Origin of the sequence: Tenacibaculum sp. SSH1-16, assembly GCF_040104435.1 — a bacterium.
Lineage (GTDB): Bacteria > Bacteroidota > Bacteroidia > Flavobacteriales > Flavobacteriaceae > Polaribacter > Polaribacter mesophilus.
The window spans coordinates 46,135-63,139 of the sequence record NZ_JBECOV010000010.1; the positions used below are offsets into that span (position 1 = coordinate 46,135).

Consider the following 17,005-nt stretch of genomic DNA (forward strand, 5'->3'; position numbering starts at 1 on the left):
TTAAAATTGAGCTTTTATGTTAAAACTATATTCTTTAGTAGTAGGTAATACACCTGTTTGGAAACCTTGTAGGTTACCAGAAGAAGCACCAGCTTCAGGGTCTGCATATGGTAAATTTTTATGTATTATCCATAAGTTGCTACCACTTGCTGTAAAAGAAAGGCTATTGAGAAAAGTGTTTTTTAAAAATTTCTTAGGAAGATTGTAACTAAAAGAAACTTCTCTTAATTTAACAAAAGAAGCATCATATACATACCCCTCATCTGGGGTATTTGCACCTAAATCATAATCAACAGGAACAATTTTGGTATTTCTAGTGCCATCTGAAAGCACTCCATCTAATATAATTCCTCCACTATTTTCATCGTTTGTAACAGAGTTTCTTTTAGGGTTTCCTAAGTGATTATTTCCAACACTACTTTGGTAAATACCAGTTTGTGCTCCGTATTTTTGATCTAAAGACCATACATCTCCTCCTTTTTTAACGTCTATTAAAAAACTAAAAGAAAAATCTTTGTATTTGAACTTATTGTTTATACCACCAATCCAATCAGGATTTATGTCACCTATGATTTTACTGTTTTCAATATCGTAGTAGCCGTTTTCTTTTATAACTTTTTGATTGTTAATGTATTTGAATCCTGAGCTAACCATTTGTCCAACAGGTTTACCTACTTCTGCAACTAGAGACACTCCTTGAAATCTTCCAATTTCAAAACGACTATCATTTTCATTAAGGCTAATAACTTTATTTTTGTTGGTAGACCAATTAATTTGAGATTCCCATGTGAAATTATCTGTTTTTATAGGGGTAGCATTTAAGCTGACTTCAATACCCTTATTTTCGACATTACCAGCGTTAACCCATGCAGATGTACTTCCTGTAGCTCCCGTTACACCAACAGACATTATTTGGTCTGTAGTGTTGGTTTTGTATAATGAAAGATCTAACCCCAATTTATTATTAAACATTTTTGTTTCTAAACCAATTTCATAACCTTTAGTTTTTTCGCTTCTTAAGTTTGGGTTTTTTCTGCTGTTTTCTGTGGAAAATTGTATAGCGTCTCCAAAGTTTGAATATTTAATATACTGAGAGTTAAGTACAGCAAAAGGAGCATCGTTACCTGTTTCAGCATAATTAAGGCGCAGTTTTCCAAATGAAAGCCAGTTAGCTTTCAAGTGTTTGCTAAAGATATATGTAGCAGTTAGAGAAGGATAATTATAAACATTATTTTCTTTAGGTAAAGTAGAAGACTGATCAACTCTGTAGGTAGCTTCTAAAAAATAAGTATCATAAAAGCTCAAAGAAGCGTTTGTATAAATACTATTAGTACCAATTGATGATATAGACTCAGATAAAGGGTCTGGATTTTGAACAGAATTGTTTATAGCGTAGATGTTAGGTATAACTAAGCCGCCTTTTGTAATAGCGTAAGTATAATTGCTTTTTGTTCTTCTTACGTTTCCTCCTAATAATGCAGTGAAACTTATATTATTGGTAATTTTTCCTTGAGCATTAAAAATTAAATCTAAGTTGAACTCCCTAAAGTTTTTATCAAATCTAGAGTATTGCCCTTTAAGTTCAGGTTGTCTTTTAGAGCCAACAGCTATTGTTTCTTCTTGAGTTTGATTATAAGAATCAATACCACCTCTTCCGGTAACACTTAACCAGTCTTTTATTTCAGTTGTTAAACTAAAATTACCGAAAAAGCGGTTTCTTCTTATACTTCCTATATTATTCTTTCTTTGAAAATAAGGATTGTCATGAAATGCAACATTTAAATCGTAAGGTCCATATACACTCCAAGTTGTGTTTAGTTGTGTTTCTTTATAAGCTGTTTTTAAATCAGCAAAGTCAACACTAGAAGAGTACCATTGTCTTACACTACTGAGGTAATTGTTACCACCAGCACCATATCCAGTTTCATTAAGACCTCTACCATGGGTTTTATTGTAGTTAGCAGATGCAGTAACAGTAGTTTTATTACTTAGCTTATAGCTTCCTGATAAGTTAAAATTATCTCTTTTGTAACTACTGTTTGGTAATATTCCTTGATTTAAATCATATTTGGAATAACTAAAACGAAAACTTCCAACTTCATTATTACCAGAAATAGAAATGTTATTGTTAAAAGTAATACTTTTTGTGTAAAAGCTATTAGCATCATTTTTAGGAGCCGTCCATGGTGTTGCTTTACCGTAGGTAGAAAGTTCAGGAAAAAAAGAGTTCCACCTGTATACTAGTAAATTAGGGTCGTAAGCAGGCCCCCATGAAGCATCATCTGTAGGCTCATAAGGGTGAGAACCACTGCCTAAATCGATATTTCTTGAAGGGTCTGAAAAAGAATTCCACCAACCACTACCATATTCTTTTTGATATTTAGGTAATGTTTTAAAATCTACAGCTCCAATTGTTACGCCACTATTAATTGTAATACCTAAACCCTTACTTTTTCCTCCTTTTTTAGTGGTAATTATAATAACACCGTTTGTAGCTCTTGAACCATATAAGGCAGAAGCAGCAGCTCCTTTTAATACATTCATAGTTTCAATATCATCAGGATTGATGTCAGCCACAGCATTACCAAAATCATATCCTCCTGTGTTACCTCCGCTTTTTTGATCAGCAGTATTTGTGTTATCATTATTTAACGGGACTCCGTCAACTACCCAAAGAGCTTGGTTGTTACCAGTTAAAGATGTTGTTCCTCTTATAATTACATTGGTGGATCCTCCAATATTACCATTTCGTCTAATTTGTACTCCAGATATTTTACCAGAAATAGAATTAGCTATGTTTCCTGAATTTACCTTAGTTAGGTCGTTTCCTTTGATTTCCTGTGTAGCGTATCCTAAAGATTTTTTTTCTCTTTTTATACCTAAAGCTGTAACAACTACTTCATCTAAAACATTTTCGTTTGTAGACATAGTTACACTTATCACGTTAGAGGATCCAACTGTTTTTTCAATAGTTGTCATTCCTACAAAACTAAATATTAAGATATCATTTTCTTTAGCCTTGATAGAGTAGTTACCATCAAAGTCTGTTTCTGTACCTTTTGTGGTACCCTTAATGAGTATACTTACCCCTGGAAGCCCCCCGGATTCATCTGAAACTACCCCAGATACTGTTTTTTCTTGAGCAATTACAATTGATGTAACAAGAAAGAACAGTAGTAACAATTTTGTTTTCATATTTTTAAAAAAATTAAGTTTATTTTGTAAATAAATAAAAAATAAATTGTTATTATTGTTGTTTTGTTAATATAGTATTGTTATTAGTTATAATAGTTTAAGTTTTGTTCTTTTTAATGTTTTTTTAATTGTTTTTTATTTTAAGATGTTGTTTTTTAGAACCTATTACTGTTTTGGAGTTTTTTAATCTTGTTTTATTTAATAAATAGTATAGAGGTTACTATTTTGATTTATTCTAATTATAGAAGTTAATAAGAATGTAGGTAGGTTTATTAATTTAGTATAAGGAATCAATACTAGTTAAATGTTCTCTTTAAATATTTTCCTTAATTTCTACTGAATTTTTAATTGTATAATAATTATTATGATATAATAAATTAATTGTAGCGTTATGGAGAGTAATAAGTATTTCTTTGTTGAATAATTTTAACTGTTTTTTAGGGTTTATATTTTTTGTTTGCTTATTTCAGAAGCTGTTTTATTGAAAAAAAATATTAACTCTGTCATAAAACTCTCTAATGTTGGATATCTATCTCTATTATTATCATATCTTTCTAGTTCTTTGACCAGCTCATGAGTCCATAAAAAACCGCTATTTAATTGCTCATTCAATTCGTTTTCGATTGTTTTTTTATCATAATTATGGTCCTTCATATATTTAATAACAGTCGCTCTAACCAACGCTTCATCATACATAGTTTTCCAATTACCATATGCTTGTTTATTCATTTTATCTTTTACTTTATCAAAGATGATTGTCCCGCTTTCTTGTAGCTCAGAGCGGTGCTTTTCTATAATATGATTTACAAATGAGTGATTGAATTCATGTAAAATAGTTGGAAAATAATCGTTCACTTCATATTTAGGCATACCTAAGTTATCAACACTCCACGTTCCCATTATAGCATAGATCACCTCATTTCCATTCGGATAAATTATTTTTGGACCATAGCTCGCTCCTCCATTTCCCAAGGCATTTATAATTTTAAATTCTCCTTTTGGGTCTTCTCCATAAAATTTTTGATACCATTCTAGGTCTAAATTTTGATAAACTTTTTTAAATCTATTTGATGCAGCTTTGTAGAGTTCTTTATTGTTATTAAAAAAAGTTTCACAGTCGGCATCAATATAAAATTCATTTAACAGTTTTAAAAACTGTGTAGAGCTTTCTTTACTCCATGGTCTTTCTAGTGATTTATTTGAAAAAGGCACTATCATAGCTTTTATATTTTGAGGTTCAGTTATATGTATAGCCATACTCATAACTGAACTAAAACCAATTCCTTTTTCATGTAATTCACTTTTTACATACTTAATTAAATTGTGACTTTTAAATTTCTCAAAATGATTTTGAATGCTTTCAACATACTTAGGAAAAAGATTTTGACTATATTCATGGCTGTCTGCAAGCCTAAAAACAATGCTTAATAACTCTATACGTTTATCTACTTTTGGTTCTTTTAGTATTGTTTCTTTTTGTTCGCTTACTTTTTTTTTCTCTTGAGAACAAGCACTTAAAGTGATTAAAATCAAGAATATTCCTATTATTTGTTTCATCTTTTGTTTCAATATCTAATCTTAATGAGTTATTGTTTTGCTTTTGAGGGATACTACCCTCGGCAATACTTTTTTATGAAAATGCTTAGAACTGGCCAAAACTAGACTATAATATACATAACATGCCCATCAGTATATGGGCATGTTTTCTTATTTGGTTTATATTGATAATTTTGTTCTAACAGCCCTTTTAAAAACTGGTCGCTATTTTAGATGTTTTAGAAAAACCAAGGTTGTATAACCCCGGTTTTAATGAACACAACTTTTACAAAATATATCTTTACTCCTCTATCCTACGCAGCGAGTGCCAGTTGGTTATAATAACAGAAGTAGCGGGAGCATCTGAATCACTTATAATTCCGTACGGAAAGTTTAATTGTGCAGTATTCCCACTTCCATCCGTATTTCCACGACCATTACCACCGGCAACGGTAACCAGTTCTAACCGTGAGGTTCCAAACCCGCCACCACCGCTGGTAACGACGGATGTCACTTTTCGGATAGCATGGTTGCCTCTGTCAGCAATATACAAATCCGTTATGCCAGAACCACCTATCGTTATTTGCTGGGGGCTATTTAATTTTCCTGTATTGACAGCTCCGTCTTGAAACCCAAAGCTATTTGGATGACCAGCATGTAAACGCACCGTAACACCTCCATTAATAGTTCGGATTACATGATTACCATTATCACTAACATAGAATGTTCCTCTAGTATCTACTGTAATATCTACAGGATTATTAAATCGTGCCTCGGCTATTCGGTCGCCATTTACATAACCAGAATTGCCAGCGCTACCTGCATAAGTGGTGACGACCGCGCTTGGTGTAATTCTTCTAATGGTATGGTTGCCAGAATCGGCCACATAGATATCACTGCCCGAAAAGCACAGCCCACTTGGATTGGAAAAAGAGGCAGCCGTACCTGTGGCATCCACATTGCCAAAATTGCCAGACCCTGCAAATGTAGTTACCTCTCCTGCTGGGGTAATTTTTCTAATGACATTGTTCCCTGTGTCCGCTACATAAACCGTTCCATGGCTATCAACAATAATATCTCTGGGGCCATTGAACATAGCAGCCGAACCATTGCCGTCTGCAAAGCCTTGGGTAGATCCCGCAAAGGTTGTTACTTCTAGCGTATTCCTGTTTATTCTTCTAATCCTATGGTTCATTTCATCTGCCACATAATACAACCCTCCATGTTCTGCAATACCTCCTGGTGAATTAAAAAGGGCATTAATACCGTCCCTATCGCCAGAGCCACCACTGGTAGATCCTGAGAAAGTACTTACAGTGGCACTGCTTCCGTTTTCATCTACATCGGTTACTTTTATTGTAAATGTTTCTTCGGTAAATAAGGCTTTATCATCTGTAACTCTTACAGTAATGGTATGAGAAGTATTTGTTTCGTAATCTAATGATTTACCTGTTTTTAAGGTGATTTTTCCCTGATTGTCAATTTCAAAAAGTTGATCAGGGTCTGAGGTAATACTGTAATTAATAACATCATTTTCAGGATCAACAGCAACTATTTCAGCGATAATATCATCATCATTTATATTTTCTGCCACGTCGTTAACAAAGGAGCTGTCGGTAATAACTGGTGCTTCATTAACATCAGTAATATTTATAGTAATTGTTGCTGTACTGTTATAAGTCCCATCGCTAACAGTTACCTTTAGCTCGTGTTTGTTTTTAGATTCAAAATCAAGAGATTTTCCTGATGCTAGCTGCAGCTTTCCTTCATTTGAAGAGCTGAATGTAAAAAGACTATCATCATCAAGGGTAAAAGTTATTGTGTCATTATTAGGGTCTGAGGCAATTACAGTTGCTAAGGTAACCCCTGTAGTGGCATCTTCTGAAACCTCAAAACTTTGATCGTTAATTTTTGGAGCCTCATTTTCAACTACATCGGTAACATTAATGGTTATAGTAGCTGAAGCTTTGTCTTTACCATCACTTACTTCAACTGTAATTTCGTGTTTGGTTTGGGTTTCATAGTCTAAACTTTTGTTAGCAGCAATGCTTAGTTCTCCAGAAACATTTACAGCAAATAAGTTGTTGTCATTTTTAGTAATTTTAAATGTTAAGTCGTCTTTATTAACATCGGTAGCAGCAATAATACCTATTTTGGTGTTAGCTGCTTTATCTTCTGCTACGGCGAAGCTTTGTGCTTTAATTACAGGAGGTGTATTTTGTGGTTCATCGTCTTTACTACAAGAAATAAGCTGAATAGCAATAAAGCTTAGTAATATCCCTTTTTTAAATAATTTCATTTTGATCTTTTTTTAATTAATAGTACAAGAGTACTTTTATATATAGATATTTTAAAAAAACAGTTTACGAAGAGTAAATTGAGTTTGTAAATTGAAAATGTAAATTCAAGATAAACCATGAACCCCCTAAAAATCAATTGATTTTTAGGGGGCATGTTTTATGAAAGACGATTACTAATTTGCTATTCGTACAATAAATTCTTTAATTTTTTTTTGAGACATTGCTTTTACTTTTGTGTAATTTTTACTATAAAAATTACTGTATGCAAAGTTAGTCCAATCTGCATCTTGCTTATTGGCTGCCATTACCATAACAAAACTTTCTTTATCATATGAAATTAAAAAAAGACCAATATTATTATAAAAAACTGGCCTGTTCAGCTCTTTACTTTCTGCTTCTTGATATTTGTAAATTGCAGGGATACATTTTTTACAAGCAGCTACGGCTACTGTTTTTGTAGTACCTAATAAGCTATATTGAAAAAACTTAGTTTTGGTTTGCTTATTTCCAACAGTTCTTTCTCCTTCAAGTAAATGATAAAGACCATTAATATTTTTAGTAGGTACTTCATTTTGAGTATAGACTGTAATGGGGAATATAAATACGAGAATATAGTTGAAAAATTTCATGTTATTTTACGATTACTGACCTTTCGCAGCCAGAATTAGCATTGTACAATTGTAAACCCGAACCACCACTATTTGGATTAAATTTATAAGAATAACTGTAAGAACAATTAAATTTAGAAGAGCTATTGGCTCTTATAGTGGTTGAGTTTTTACTACCCGCTTTAAAAACATAAATATCTTTACCAGTTCGGTTTATAAAAGTTACGGTTGTTAAATCATTTCCCTCATCCATAGCTTTCATACGAGCTTGATGCTCTTTCAATTTTTTGTATTCAGGAGTGGCTCTGATAGAATCATTGTAACGTTTTATTTCATCAGCATCCATTTTTTTTGCTTTTTTAATAGCGCCTATTTTAGCTTTGTCTTTTGCTGTTAAAGGTATTGCTTGCTTTTTTTTCATAGCAACTACATAGTCGTTAAACTTTTTATCGAGGTTTAAAGATGTAAGATATTTGTAAGTAGGTGAAGAAGGTACTGATGAGTTTCTGGCTGATTTAATTTTAGCGTTCATTCTAGAAAGGAACCCTCCCTTTTTCTTTTTAGGAGTTTTAGCTGTAGCTTTTCTGTCTTTTACAAGCACATAAACCGAAGTTACATTTTCCATACGAGGGGCACTTCCGTCGTATATTTTTCTTAATTCAAATAGTAAATCATCAATTACCATATAACCTTTTTTTGTATAACCGTGTTTTATACTCATCGGATACACATAATTGTCTAAGGTACCATAATCACTTAGTTCGGTTTCACGAAAAGCTCGTTTGTTTTCACTAATAAATCTAGCTTCAAAACCAACAGGAATGCCCGATGGGGTGCGCTCTAATTCAATTTTAACAGGCAGATAGTCTGTATTAAAATTATAAGTACCATCGCCTTTAGCTACTAAACCACCAAAACCTTGGTAGGTAGCTCCATCTCCATTGTTTTCTAGTGCTTCAAAAAGAGTTTGTTGTGCTTGTATTGTTATTGTTAACAAAGTTAATACACTTAGTAAGAATATTTTTTTCATAAATTAGTCTATTTAATAATCATAATTTTTTGATATGGACTGTATCTCAACACGTATGGTGAGACTCCTCTAAGTCTAAGAAAGTACTCACCGCTGTTTGGTATAAAAGTTGAAAAATCTGACGTAAGAATTGAGTATGCAGTAGTATTACCAGACAAGAAACGAGTAGTAGTAACTTCTCCTAATTTATTTAAACTTAAATCATATATTTCCATACTTATAGTCAAGTTGTTGGCAATAGGAGAAGCTGCGGATGATCCAAAGTGAAAATCGAATTGCTGACGGGTACTTAAACCTAATTCGGTTAATACTGTTGAGGTTGAAGTTCTATTGCTTAGGAAAAAGAAGTGATATAAAAAATCATCTTCATCTCCATCAATCATAATATAAGGTCTGTTAGGTGAAGTAGTAGGTATGCTAATTTCTAATTCTGTGTTACTTTCTTTTTCAACAATAAAAGCTTTGTAAATGTCTGTTTTAGCTTTAAAATGTTCTTTTATAAAATTTAAGACATTGATATTAGCATTAGTGTCATCAACTTTTGAAAACTCAAGAGGTAATGTATATTCTTGTTTTAATACATCTCCTTTAATTTTTATTTCATAATTGTAATCACTATTATATCCTTCAACCGAAACTTCTGGAACCCAAAAATTATTAATTACATCTCCTAAATCATAAATGAAATAGGTGTCTTTGAAGTTAGCAAACGTTTTTGTGAAATAGGCTTTTGTGATACTTTTGTTTTTAGGAGTATCAACTACATTGTCATCATTATTTCCACATGATATTAATTGTAGTCCAATCATTAAAATAAATAATCTTTCTTTTAAACTTTTCATTTTTACTATTTTTTAGTATTAGATATGCAATAGTAGTTGTAAAGGATTATTTTGTAAGAAAATGTTTTGTGAACAGTAAAAAGAGTTTATGAATAGTTTTTTACAAGCAGGTAAAAAGCGATGTTAATTTAGAATAGATACTTAAAAGGCATGGTTACAATTACTCTTGTGCCATTAGGATTGTTGTTTTTATAAATATCTTCAATAACAAAACCTATTTTAGTAACATATTGTTTTTGAAAAATTTCTAAACGTTTTTTTATGGAGTTCAACGCAAAAGATTCATGACGGTTTCCTTGGCGGAGATTAATTTCTTTACTTTTCTTTCTTCCAATACCGTTATCAGTAATAATACATTGTAAGGTATTTTCTGATAGATTGAAGGTGATGTCTAGTTTTTTTTCTCCTTCTTTATGTAGTAAACCATGTACTAAAGCATTTTCAATAAAAGGTTGAATTAATAAAGAAGGAACTTCTAATTCTTCATGAGAATCGTAGGTAATGGTGTAGTTAAAGTCATCACCAAAACGAAGTTTTTCTAGTTGGAGATATACATTTAAAAATTCTAACTCTTTTTCTATAGGAATAAAATCTTGATTTGTATAGTTTAAGGTGCTTCGTATAAGTTTAGCAAATAATACAATACAGTCGTAGGAAGCATCAGTGTCTTGTTGTAAAACTAAATCTTGAATAGAGTTTAACGCATTAAAAATAAAATGCGGATTCATTTGTGAACGCAAAGCAGTTAAATTAATAGCGATCAGTTCTTTTTCTAAAGATATTTTTTCAAGTTGGGCAATGCGCTCTTTTTCCTTTTTTAGCATTGCTTGTTTAAAGTATAAAATAGTAGCTCCTAAAATAATAGAAACAATTAATAAGATAAACCATAACGTTTTCCAAAATGGTTTTTTAATAAAAAAGTGTAGCTCTTTTATTTCATAGTTAGTACTTGTACTATTTAAAAATGGGTGTACTTGAAAGGTGTATTCACCCGCGGGTAAACTATTGTATTTTATTGAGTTTTCACCAATAGCTGTAGTTAACCAAGCATCGTTATATCCTTTTAAACGATATTTATACGTTCCTTTTTGGTTAAACAAAAAACCATTAACATTAAAATTTATTCTTATTGCGTTTTGATTATACCTTAAGGTATAATTTGAAGTAATTAGGGTGTCTTTTTCATTAATTTCTACAGCACTAAAATATACTTTAGGATGTAATGTTTTAAAAGCATTGTTTTTATCAATGGAAAATAACCCTTTGTCAGATGAGAAATAGATTTTGTTACCAATTATTTCAATACCAGAAATATTGTATGATTTAATACCGTCTCGCTTGGTAAGTGTTTTGAATTTGTGGGTGAGGATATCGAGTTTTTGAATACTGTTTACACCTACAATCCATAGGTTATTTTGGTCAGCTTTAATTTTTTCAATAATATTTGAGGTTAAGCCATTTCGTGTGGTATAATGTCGAATTACTTTGCCATTTTTAATTCCCAAAAGGCCATTTTTAAATGTGGCAACCCAAATAATACCATTAGCGGTTTGGGTTATCGATTTACTATAGATGGGTTTTTTATTGTTTACAATTATTTGTTTGTTCCAAAGGCTATCATATACAGCTAATTCGTCAACAAAGGCAACATAAACTTGGTGTTTTATTTCGTCATAAAAAGAATCGTAAGTTCTTTTATTTGTTGAAATAAATTTTTCTTTACCGTTGTAATTAGCATTTTTTAATAAAACAACTTTGTTATGGTTGGTATATAGTAAATCGTTGTGAGCTAAGAATGAAAAACTTTTTGCAGCATCAAAAAATCTAGTTTTTTCAAGGGTTAAATTTTTATAATCTAAAATATAACTTCTAAACCCCTTACTAAGGTAAATTTTTTGCTGATTAGGGTTGTATTTTAGTTTAGATAATTTTCCTTCGTTAACAGGTAAATTAATAGTTTTAGAAGTATGGGAGTTGGTATTATAAAAAATAACATTTCCACGGTTACTCCCCATAACCAAGGTACTATCGTTTATTTTGTCTAATGTTTTTATATTTTCCTCTTTTAGAGGAATATTACAGGTTTCTATATGAATATTTGGAATAATATAAACACCATTATTTAAACTAGTAAGCCAATAATTATTGTCTTTATCTCTAATGATTTTGGTAATGTGTTTGTCTGTTAAAAATCTTTTTTTTAGTTGAAAAGCAGCGTTTTTGAAAGCAAAAACCCATACTCCTTGATTTGTTGCTATCCAAGTTTCATCGTTATGCTCAAAAATAGTATAGAGCTTTATTTTTTCAAGAGATTTTAGCCCTTTTACAGATTCTAATTTTTTTTGAGAGAAGTTTAATTTATAAAAGCTGTTTTTTTTGTTTCTTATTTGGGAGTATATGTAAGTTGAGCTCGTTTTAAAGATAATAGACTTTCCCAAACTTATAGCGTTACCTTTTTTTCCTTTATAAGGAAGATTGGTTTCTATTAGTGAAGTTATACTGTTGTCTTTGTTTATTGAAATAATAGAATCGATGGCTCCTGAATAAATCGTATTGTTAAAAGAAAACGGAGTTCCAAAACCTTTTTTAGTAGTGTGTTGTTGTATTATTTGTTTAGTTTTTAAATCTATTTTGTAGATTGTTTTTACAGTAAAAACCCATAAAAAATCATTTTGTATTACAAAATCACCCAGTTCACCATTTAAATAACCACTTAAGTCTTTAAATAAATGTAGCTCATCGTTTTGGATATAGAAAAACTGACCAGAAATATTATTGCACCAAATTCGTCCTAAGTTATCTTCTTGAGTATTAAATACAGAAGCTCCACGTTGTAAAGGATTACTATAGTTTTTAAAGGTTTTACCATCGTATCTATACAATCCTTTGTTTGCACATAGCCATATAAAACCTTTACGATCTTCATGAATGTTATAGAATTCATTATCGGGAAGTTTATTTTTTTCAGATAATTGTATAAATACAGGATCTTGTGCTTTTGTTGCTATTGAAGTACAAAGAATAAGTAATAAAAGAAAATACTTTATTAAAAGAAATGATGGTTTATGACTAAATACTACTTTCAAAGCTACTTATTCTTGATCTAGAAATTTTAGCAGTAATAGCTCCATTATCTAGAGTGAGGTTTAAAGTTGTTTTGTTTAAAAACTCAATGTAAGTTAAATTAACAATCCACGCTCTATGAGAACGGAAGAAAGAAGGCTCTTCAGACAGTGTGTTTTCGAAAAATTTTAAATTTTTACTAGCGATAATAGTTGTTTTATTCACAACGTGTATTTTACTATAAGCTCCGTCAGCTTCAATAGCAACAATGTCTGTTAAATTAAGAATATGTCTATTCCCTAATTCAGGGATAACAATTTTTTTATAGTTTTTATCTTTTATAGTTTCAAGAAGTGCTTGATAGTCAACTAGCGAAGCTTCTTGATGTAGTTTATGCTCTAGTTTTTTAAGAGCTATATCTAGTTTATTTCTGTCAATAGGTTTTACTAAATAATCAATAGCATTTAACTCAAAAGCTTTAATAGCATAGTGATCATATGCAGTAACAAAGATAATTTCAAATGATATAACATCAAAAAACCTTGCGATTTCATAGCCCGCATAATTAGGCATCTGTACATCTAAAAACACCACATTGGGTTGTAGTTCTTTTATTTTTTGAACACCAGACTCTAAGTTATTACAAGAATCGAGAACAGTAATATTGATAGATGCTCTCTCTAGTAAGTTAGATAAAACATTTCTAGCACTTTGTTCATCATCAATAAGGATTGCTCTAATTTCATCCATAAAAACAAATATAGGGATAGTACGTTATATAATTATCAGTATTTTACGAAAGAAAAAATGGGTTTATGAGAAAGAATTAAATAGTAGGAAGAAGGTTTGTTACTAAACTATAAATAGAAATGTGTTGCTGTAATTATGGAGCATTTTTTTGAAGCTCCAGCAGATTTACAGCAACAATTCCCAAAATTGTATAAGAAAATCAACTTATGTTGAATTATTCTATAGAATAAATTAATCTTTTATTTTAAAAACCTTGGTTAAAATATCATCTAGTAAACACCATTTGGTTAATGATGATTGTAATAAGTTTGCGCCTACAAAGGCAGTAAACCATAACCAATTATTATTTACTTTGATTGCTAGGATTAAACTGATAAGTATAAACGTTCCTGCAATACCACGTACAATTCTATTTTTCATGTTACTTATAATTTTTACGCTCAATTAAATAATATACTAGTGGTACGACTAATAAGGTAAGCACAGTAGCTGTAATGGTTCCTCCCATTAAAGAGATGGCTAACCCTTGAAAAATAGGGTCGAATAAGATTACAAATGCGCCAATAACTACCGTACCTGCTGTTAATAGGATAGGAGTGGTACGTACTGCACCAGCTTCAATCACAGCTTGCTTTAGCGGAACTCCTTCTGCCAAACGTAAGTTGACAAAGTCAATAAGTAAGACGGAGTTTCGTACCATAATTCCTGCGAGGGCAATCATTCCAATAAATGAAGTTGCAGTAAAGTAAGCACCCATCATCCAGTGTCCTAAAATAATTCCTACCATTGATAAGGGAATGGCAACCATCATTACAATTGGAGCTTTAAAGTTTTGAAACCATCCTACAATTAACATATAAATAATAATGATAACTCCTAAAAAGGCAATCCCTAAATCTCTAAAAACTTCTAACGTAATTTGCCATTCACCATCCCATTTTACGGTGTAATCATCTTCAAAATCGGGTTGCTTAATGTATAATTCGTTCAATTCATATCCCTTTGGAAGTAGAATTTCTTTTAATTTTTCTTCCATTCCTAAAATAGCATAAGCGGGACTTTCCAATTCCCCAGCCATATCAGCCATCACATATACTACACGCTTTTGATTTTTTCTATAAATACTTTTTGCACTGTTTTTTTCTTCAACAGAAACCAAATCACTTATAGAAACTAGGTTGCCGTGTTTCGATTTAATTTGCAATTGAGCAATGTCTTGCACAGAAGATTTTTCTTTTTCATCCAGAGCAAATACAATTCCTACTTGATTAGAAGCATCTTCATCATATAAAGTTGAAACCGCTCTGTTAGATAGTGCCATGTTTAAAGTGTAAGCAATTTGTTGAGGAGCTACGCCATATAACATTGCTTTTTCTTTGTCGATTACAAATTCGTATTCAGTTTGATTGTCTTCTACCATCCAATCAATATCTACCACATCGTCTGTATTGTGTAAGATATTTTGAACTTCATTGGCGATTTCAATTTGCTTGTCATAATCTGGTCCGTATACTTCCGCAACAATAGTAGATAGTACAGGTGGTCCAGGTGGAACTTCTACTAATTTTACATTGGCATTAAATTTAGCTGCAATAGCTTGAATTTCTGGTCTGAACAATTTTGCAATATCATGACTTTGTTCACTTCTATCATGTTTATCAGTTAAGTTAACTTGAATATCCGCCATATTGCTACCCCCGCGTAAGTCGTAATGACGAACCAATCCGTTAAAGGTAATTGGAGCAGAGGTACCTACATAACTTTGGTAGTTTACCACTTCTGGTCGTGTAGCTAGGTATTGTGCAATTTCTTTAGTTACCGCATCGGTACGTTCTAAAGTAGTACCTTCAGGCATGTCAATGACTACTTGAAATTCGTTTTTGTTATCAAAAGGCAACATTTTTACAGCGACTGATTTGGTAAAGAATAACGACATAGAACCTAGCAGTAGAGCAATAGTGATTCCTAAGAATGCCCAACGTTTGGTTTTATTTTCAATAAGCGGACGCTCGAACTTCTCATATAATTTATAGATTAGCGTGCTTTGCATTGCTTTGGTTTCATCTGCTTCAAACTTTTCTTCAGCATTATGTTTATCTTTTTCACGTAAGAAAATATATCCTAAATATGGAGTAATCGTTAGGGCAACAAATAGTGATAAAATCATAGCGATAGAAGCTCCAATTGGCATCGGACTCATATAAGGTCCCATCAGTCCAGAAACAAATGCCATTGGTAATACTGAAGCAATTACGGTAAAGGTTGCTAATATAGTTGGATTACCTACTTCGTTAATAGCGTACAAGGCAGCTTGCTTAAACGGTAGTCGCTTCATTTTAAAATGCCTGTGCATATTTTCAGCAATAATAATGGAGTCATCTACCACAATACCCGTCACAAATACCAAGGCGAACAAGGTAATTCGGTTTAAGGTATAATCTAACATGTAGTAACTTAGTAAGGTAAGTGCAAAGGTGATGGGAACCGATAAGAATACCACAAAACCACCACGCCAACCCATGGCTAACATTACCACTAAGGTTACAGCGATAATTGCACCGATTAAGTGTAATAATAATTCTGATACTTTTTGTGATGCTGTTTCACCATAGTTACGGGTAATTTCAACATGTACATCATTAGGAATTAAGTTGGTACGTAAATGATCAACCTTCGCTAAAATTACATCGGCAATTTGCATAGCATCCGCTCCTTTTCGTTTTGCTACCGAAATGGTTACTGCTGGGTATTCTGATTGATACGTTGAAACATTACTACTTGCTTGTCCATAACCAAAACTTACATAGTTTTTAGGAATTTCTGGTCCGTCTATTACGTTCGCGATTTGTTTTAAATAAATCGGTTGATTTTGTTGTACTCCAACCACTAAGTTTTTAACATCTTCAGCAGATTGTAAAAACTTTCCTGTAGTTACTAAAAACTCGGTATCGTTTTTATCATAACTCCCCGCACTTAGTTGCTGATTGCTGGATTTTAACATTTCAGTAACCGATAGAAAGTCTAATCCACTTGCAGCTAATTTATCTTTGTCTACTACCACACGAACCTCACGATTTCTACCTCCAATTTTTTGAGTAATCGCAACATCGTTTACTTTTTCAATTTCGTTAGTAAGCTCTTGTGCGAGTTGCTTTAACTGATAATCGTCGTAGTTTTCACTCCATAATGTCAACCCTAACATAGGTACATCGTCAATCGCGCGTGTTTTTACCAAAGGCATCGTAACACCTTTCGGCATTTGATCCATATGTTTGTTAATCTCATTGTATAGTTTTACGAACGAACGCTCGATGTCTTCTCCAACATAAAACTGAACAATCACCATTCCTTGTTCTTTCATTGAAGTAGAGTATACGTACTCTATTCCTTTGATGTTCGAAAGTATTTTTTCTAAGGGTTTGATAACTCTCGATTCTACTTCTGTAGGGCTCGCACCTGGATATCCTACAAAGATGTCAGCCATAGGCACATCAATCTGTGGTTCTTCTTCTCTCGGAATTAAAAAAGAGCTGTACACACCAATTACCATAAACACTACCATTAATAATATGGTAAGTTTAGAGCCTATAAACCCTTTGGCTATTTTTCCTGCTAAACCTTCTTTCATTTTATATAATTTGAAAATTTGTTGATTTGAAAATGGGGTGATTGGTTCATTTT

10 protein-coding genes are annotated in these 17,005 nt (G+C 32.0%); all 10 read right to left on the reverse strand.

Annotated elements, in window-relative coordinates:
* On the reverse strand, positions 1 to 3,195 hold the full coding sequence (locus tag ABMY20_RS12145; protein WP_159615078.1) for a SusC/RagA family TonB-linked outer membrane protein: 3,195 nt from the start codon (positions 3,193 to 3,195) through the stop codon (positions 1 to 3).
* 444 nt (positions 3,196 to 3,639) lie between these two features.
* Positions 3,640 to 4,752, reverse strand: coding sequence for a DUF4932 domain-containing protein (locus ABMY20_RS12150; protein WP_349265401.1), 1,113 nt, complete (start codon positions 4,750 to 4,752; stop codon positions 3,640 to 3,642).
* Between the two features lie 280 nt (positions 4,753 to 5,032).
* Positions 5,033 to 7,030: a cadherin domain-containing protein gene (locus tag ABMY20_RS12155; protein WP_349265402.1), complete on the reverse strand. Its 1,998-nt coding sequence runs from the start codon at positions 7,028 to 7,030 to the stop codon at positions 5,033 to 5,035.
* Between the two features lie 174 nt (positions 7,031 to 7,204).
* Positions 7,205 to 7,660 carry a hypothetical protein gene (locus ABMY20_RS12160; RefSeq protein ID WP_047790376.1) on the reverse strand — a complete coding sequence of 152 codons (456 nt, stop codon included), beginning with the start codon at positions 7,658 to 7,660 and terminating at the stop codon, positions 7,205 to 7,207.
* A gap of 1 nt (position 7,661) precedes the next feature.
* Complete coding sequence (locus ABMY20_RS12165) at positions 7,662 to 8,669, reverse strand: hypothetical protein (RefSeq protein ID WP_349265403.1); 1,008 nt, start codon at positions 8,667 to 8,669, stop codon at positions 7,662 to 7,664.
* Positions 8,670 to 8,677: 8 nt separating this feature from the next.
* Complete coding sequence (locus ABMY20_RS12170) at positions 8,678 to 9,511, reverse strand: hypothetical protein (protein ID WP_349265404.1); 834 nt, start codon at positions 9,509 to 9,511, stop codon at positions 8,678 to 8,680.
* Positions 9,512 to 9,639: 128 nt separating this feature from the next.
* A complete protein-coding gene (locus ABMY20_RS12175; protein ID WP_349265405.1) occupies positions 9,640 to 12,597 on the reverse strand; it encodes a histidine kinase in 2,958 nt (985 codons plus the stop codon).
* Complete coding sequence (locus tag ABMY20_RS12180) at positions 12,581 to 13,324, reverse strand: response regulator (RefSeq protein ID WP_053056758.1); 744 nt, start codon at positions 13,322 to 13,324, stop codon at positions 12,581 to 12,583. The genes ABMY20_RS12175 and ABMY20_RS12180 overlap by 17 nt, the downstream gene beginning before the upstream one ends.
* 231 nt (positions 13,325 to 13,555) lie before the next feature.
* Positions 13,556 to 13,744 (reverse strand): DUF2892 domain-containing protein, encoded by a 189-nt coding sequence (locus ABMY20_RS12185; RefSeq protein WP_349265406.1) that lies wholly within the window; start codon positions 13,742 to 13,744, stop codon positions 13,556 to 13,558.
* A 1-nt stretch (position 13,745) separates the two neighbouring features.
* Positions 13,746 to 16,952: an efflux RND transporter permease subunit gene (locus ABMY20_RS12190; protein WP_349265407.1), complete on the reverse strand. Its 3,207-nt coding sequence runs from the start codon at positions 16,950 to 16,952 to the stop codon at positions 13,746 to 13,748.
* Positions 16,953 to 17,005: the final 53 nt, after the last annotated feature.

Excerpts from the sequence above, each read along its gene's own strand:
- ABMY20_RS12145 (WP_159615078.1), bottom strand. The coding sequence starts at position 3,195 with ATGAAAACAAAATTGTTACTACTGTTCTTTCTTGTTACATCAATTGTA.
- ABMY20_RS12150 (WP_349265401.1), bottom strand. The coding sequence starts at position 4,752 with ATGAAACAAATAATAGGAATATTCTTGATTTTAATCACTTTAAGTGCT.
- ABMY20_RS12155 (WP_349265402.1), bottom strand. The coding sequence starts at position 7,030 with ATGAAATTATTTAAAAAAGGGATATTACTAAGCTTTATTGCTATTCAG.
- ABMY20_RS12160 (WP_047790376.1), bottom strand. The coding sequence starts at position 7,660 with ATGAAATTTTTCAACTATATTCTCGTATTTATATTCCCCATTACAGTC.
- ABMY20_RS12165 (WP_349265403.1), bottom strand. The coding sequence starts at position 8,669 with ATGAAAAAAATATTCTTACTAAGTGTATTAACTTTGTTAACAATAACA.
- ABMY20_RS12170 (WP_349265404.1), bottom strand. The coding sequence starts at position 9,511 with ATGAAAAGTTTAAAAGAAAGATTATTTATTTTAATGATTGGACTACAA.
- ABMY20_RS12180 (WP_053056758.1), bottom strand. The coding sequence starts at position 13,324 with ATGGATGAAATTAGAGCAATCCTTATTGATGATGAACAAAGTGCTAGA.
- ABMY20_RS12185 (WP_349265406.1), bottom strand. The coding sequence starts at position 13,744 with ATGAAAAATAGAATTGTACGTGGTATTGCAGGAACGTTTATACTTATC.
- ABMY20_RS12190 (WP_349265407.1), bottom strand. The coding sequence starts at position 16,952 with ATGAAAGAAGGTTTAGCAGGAAAAATAGCCAAAGGGTTTATAGGCTCT.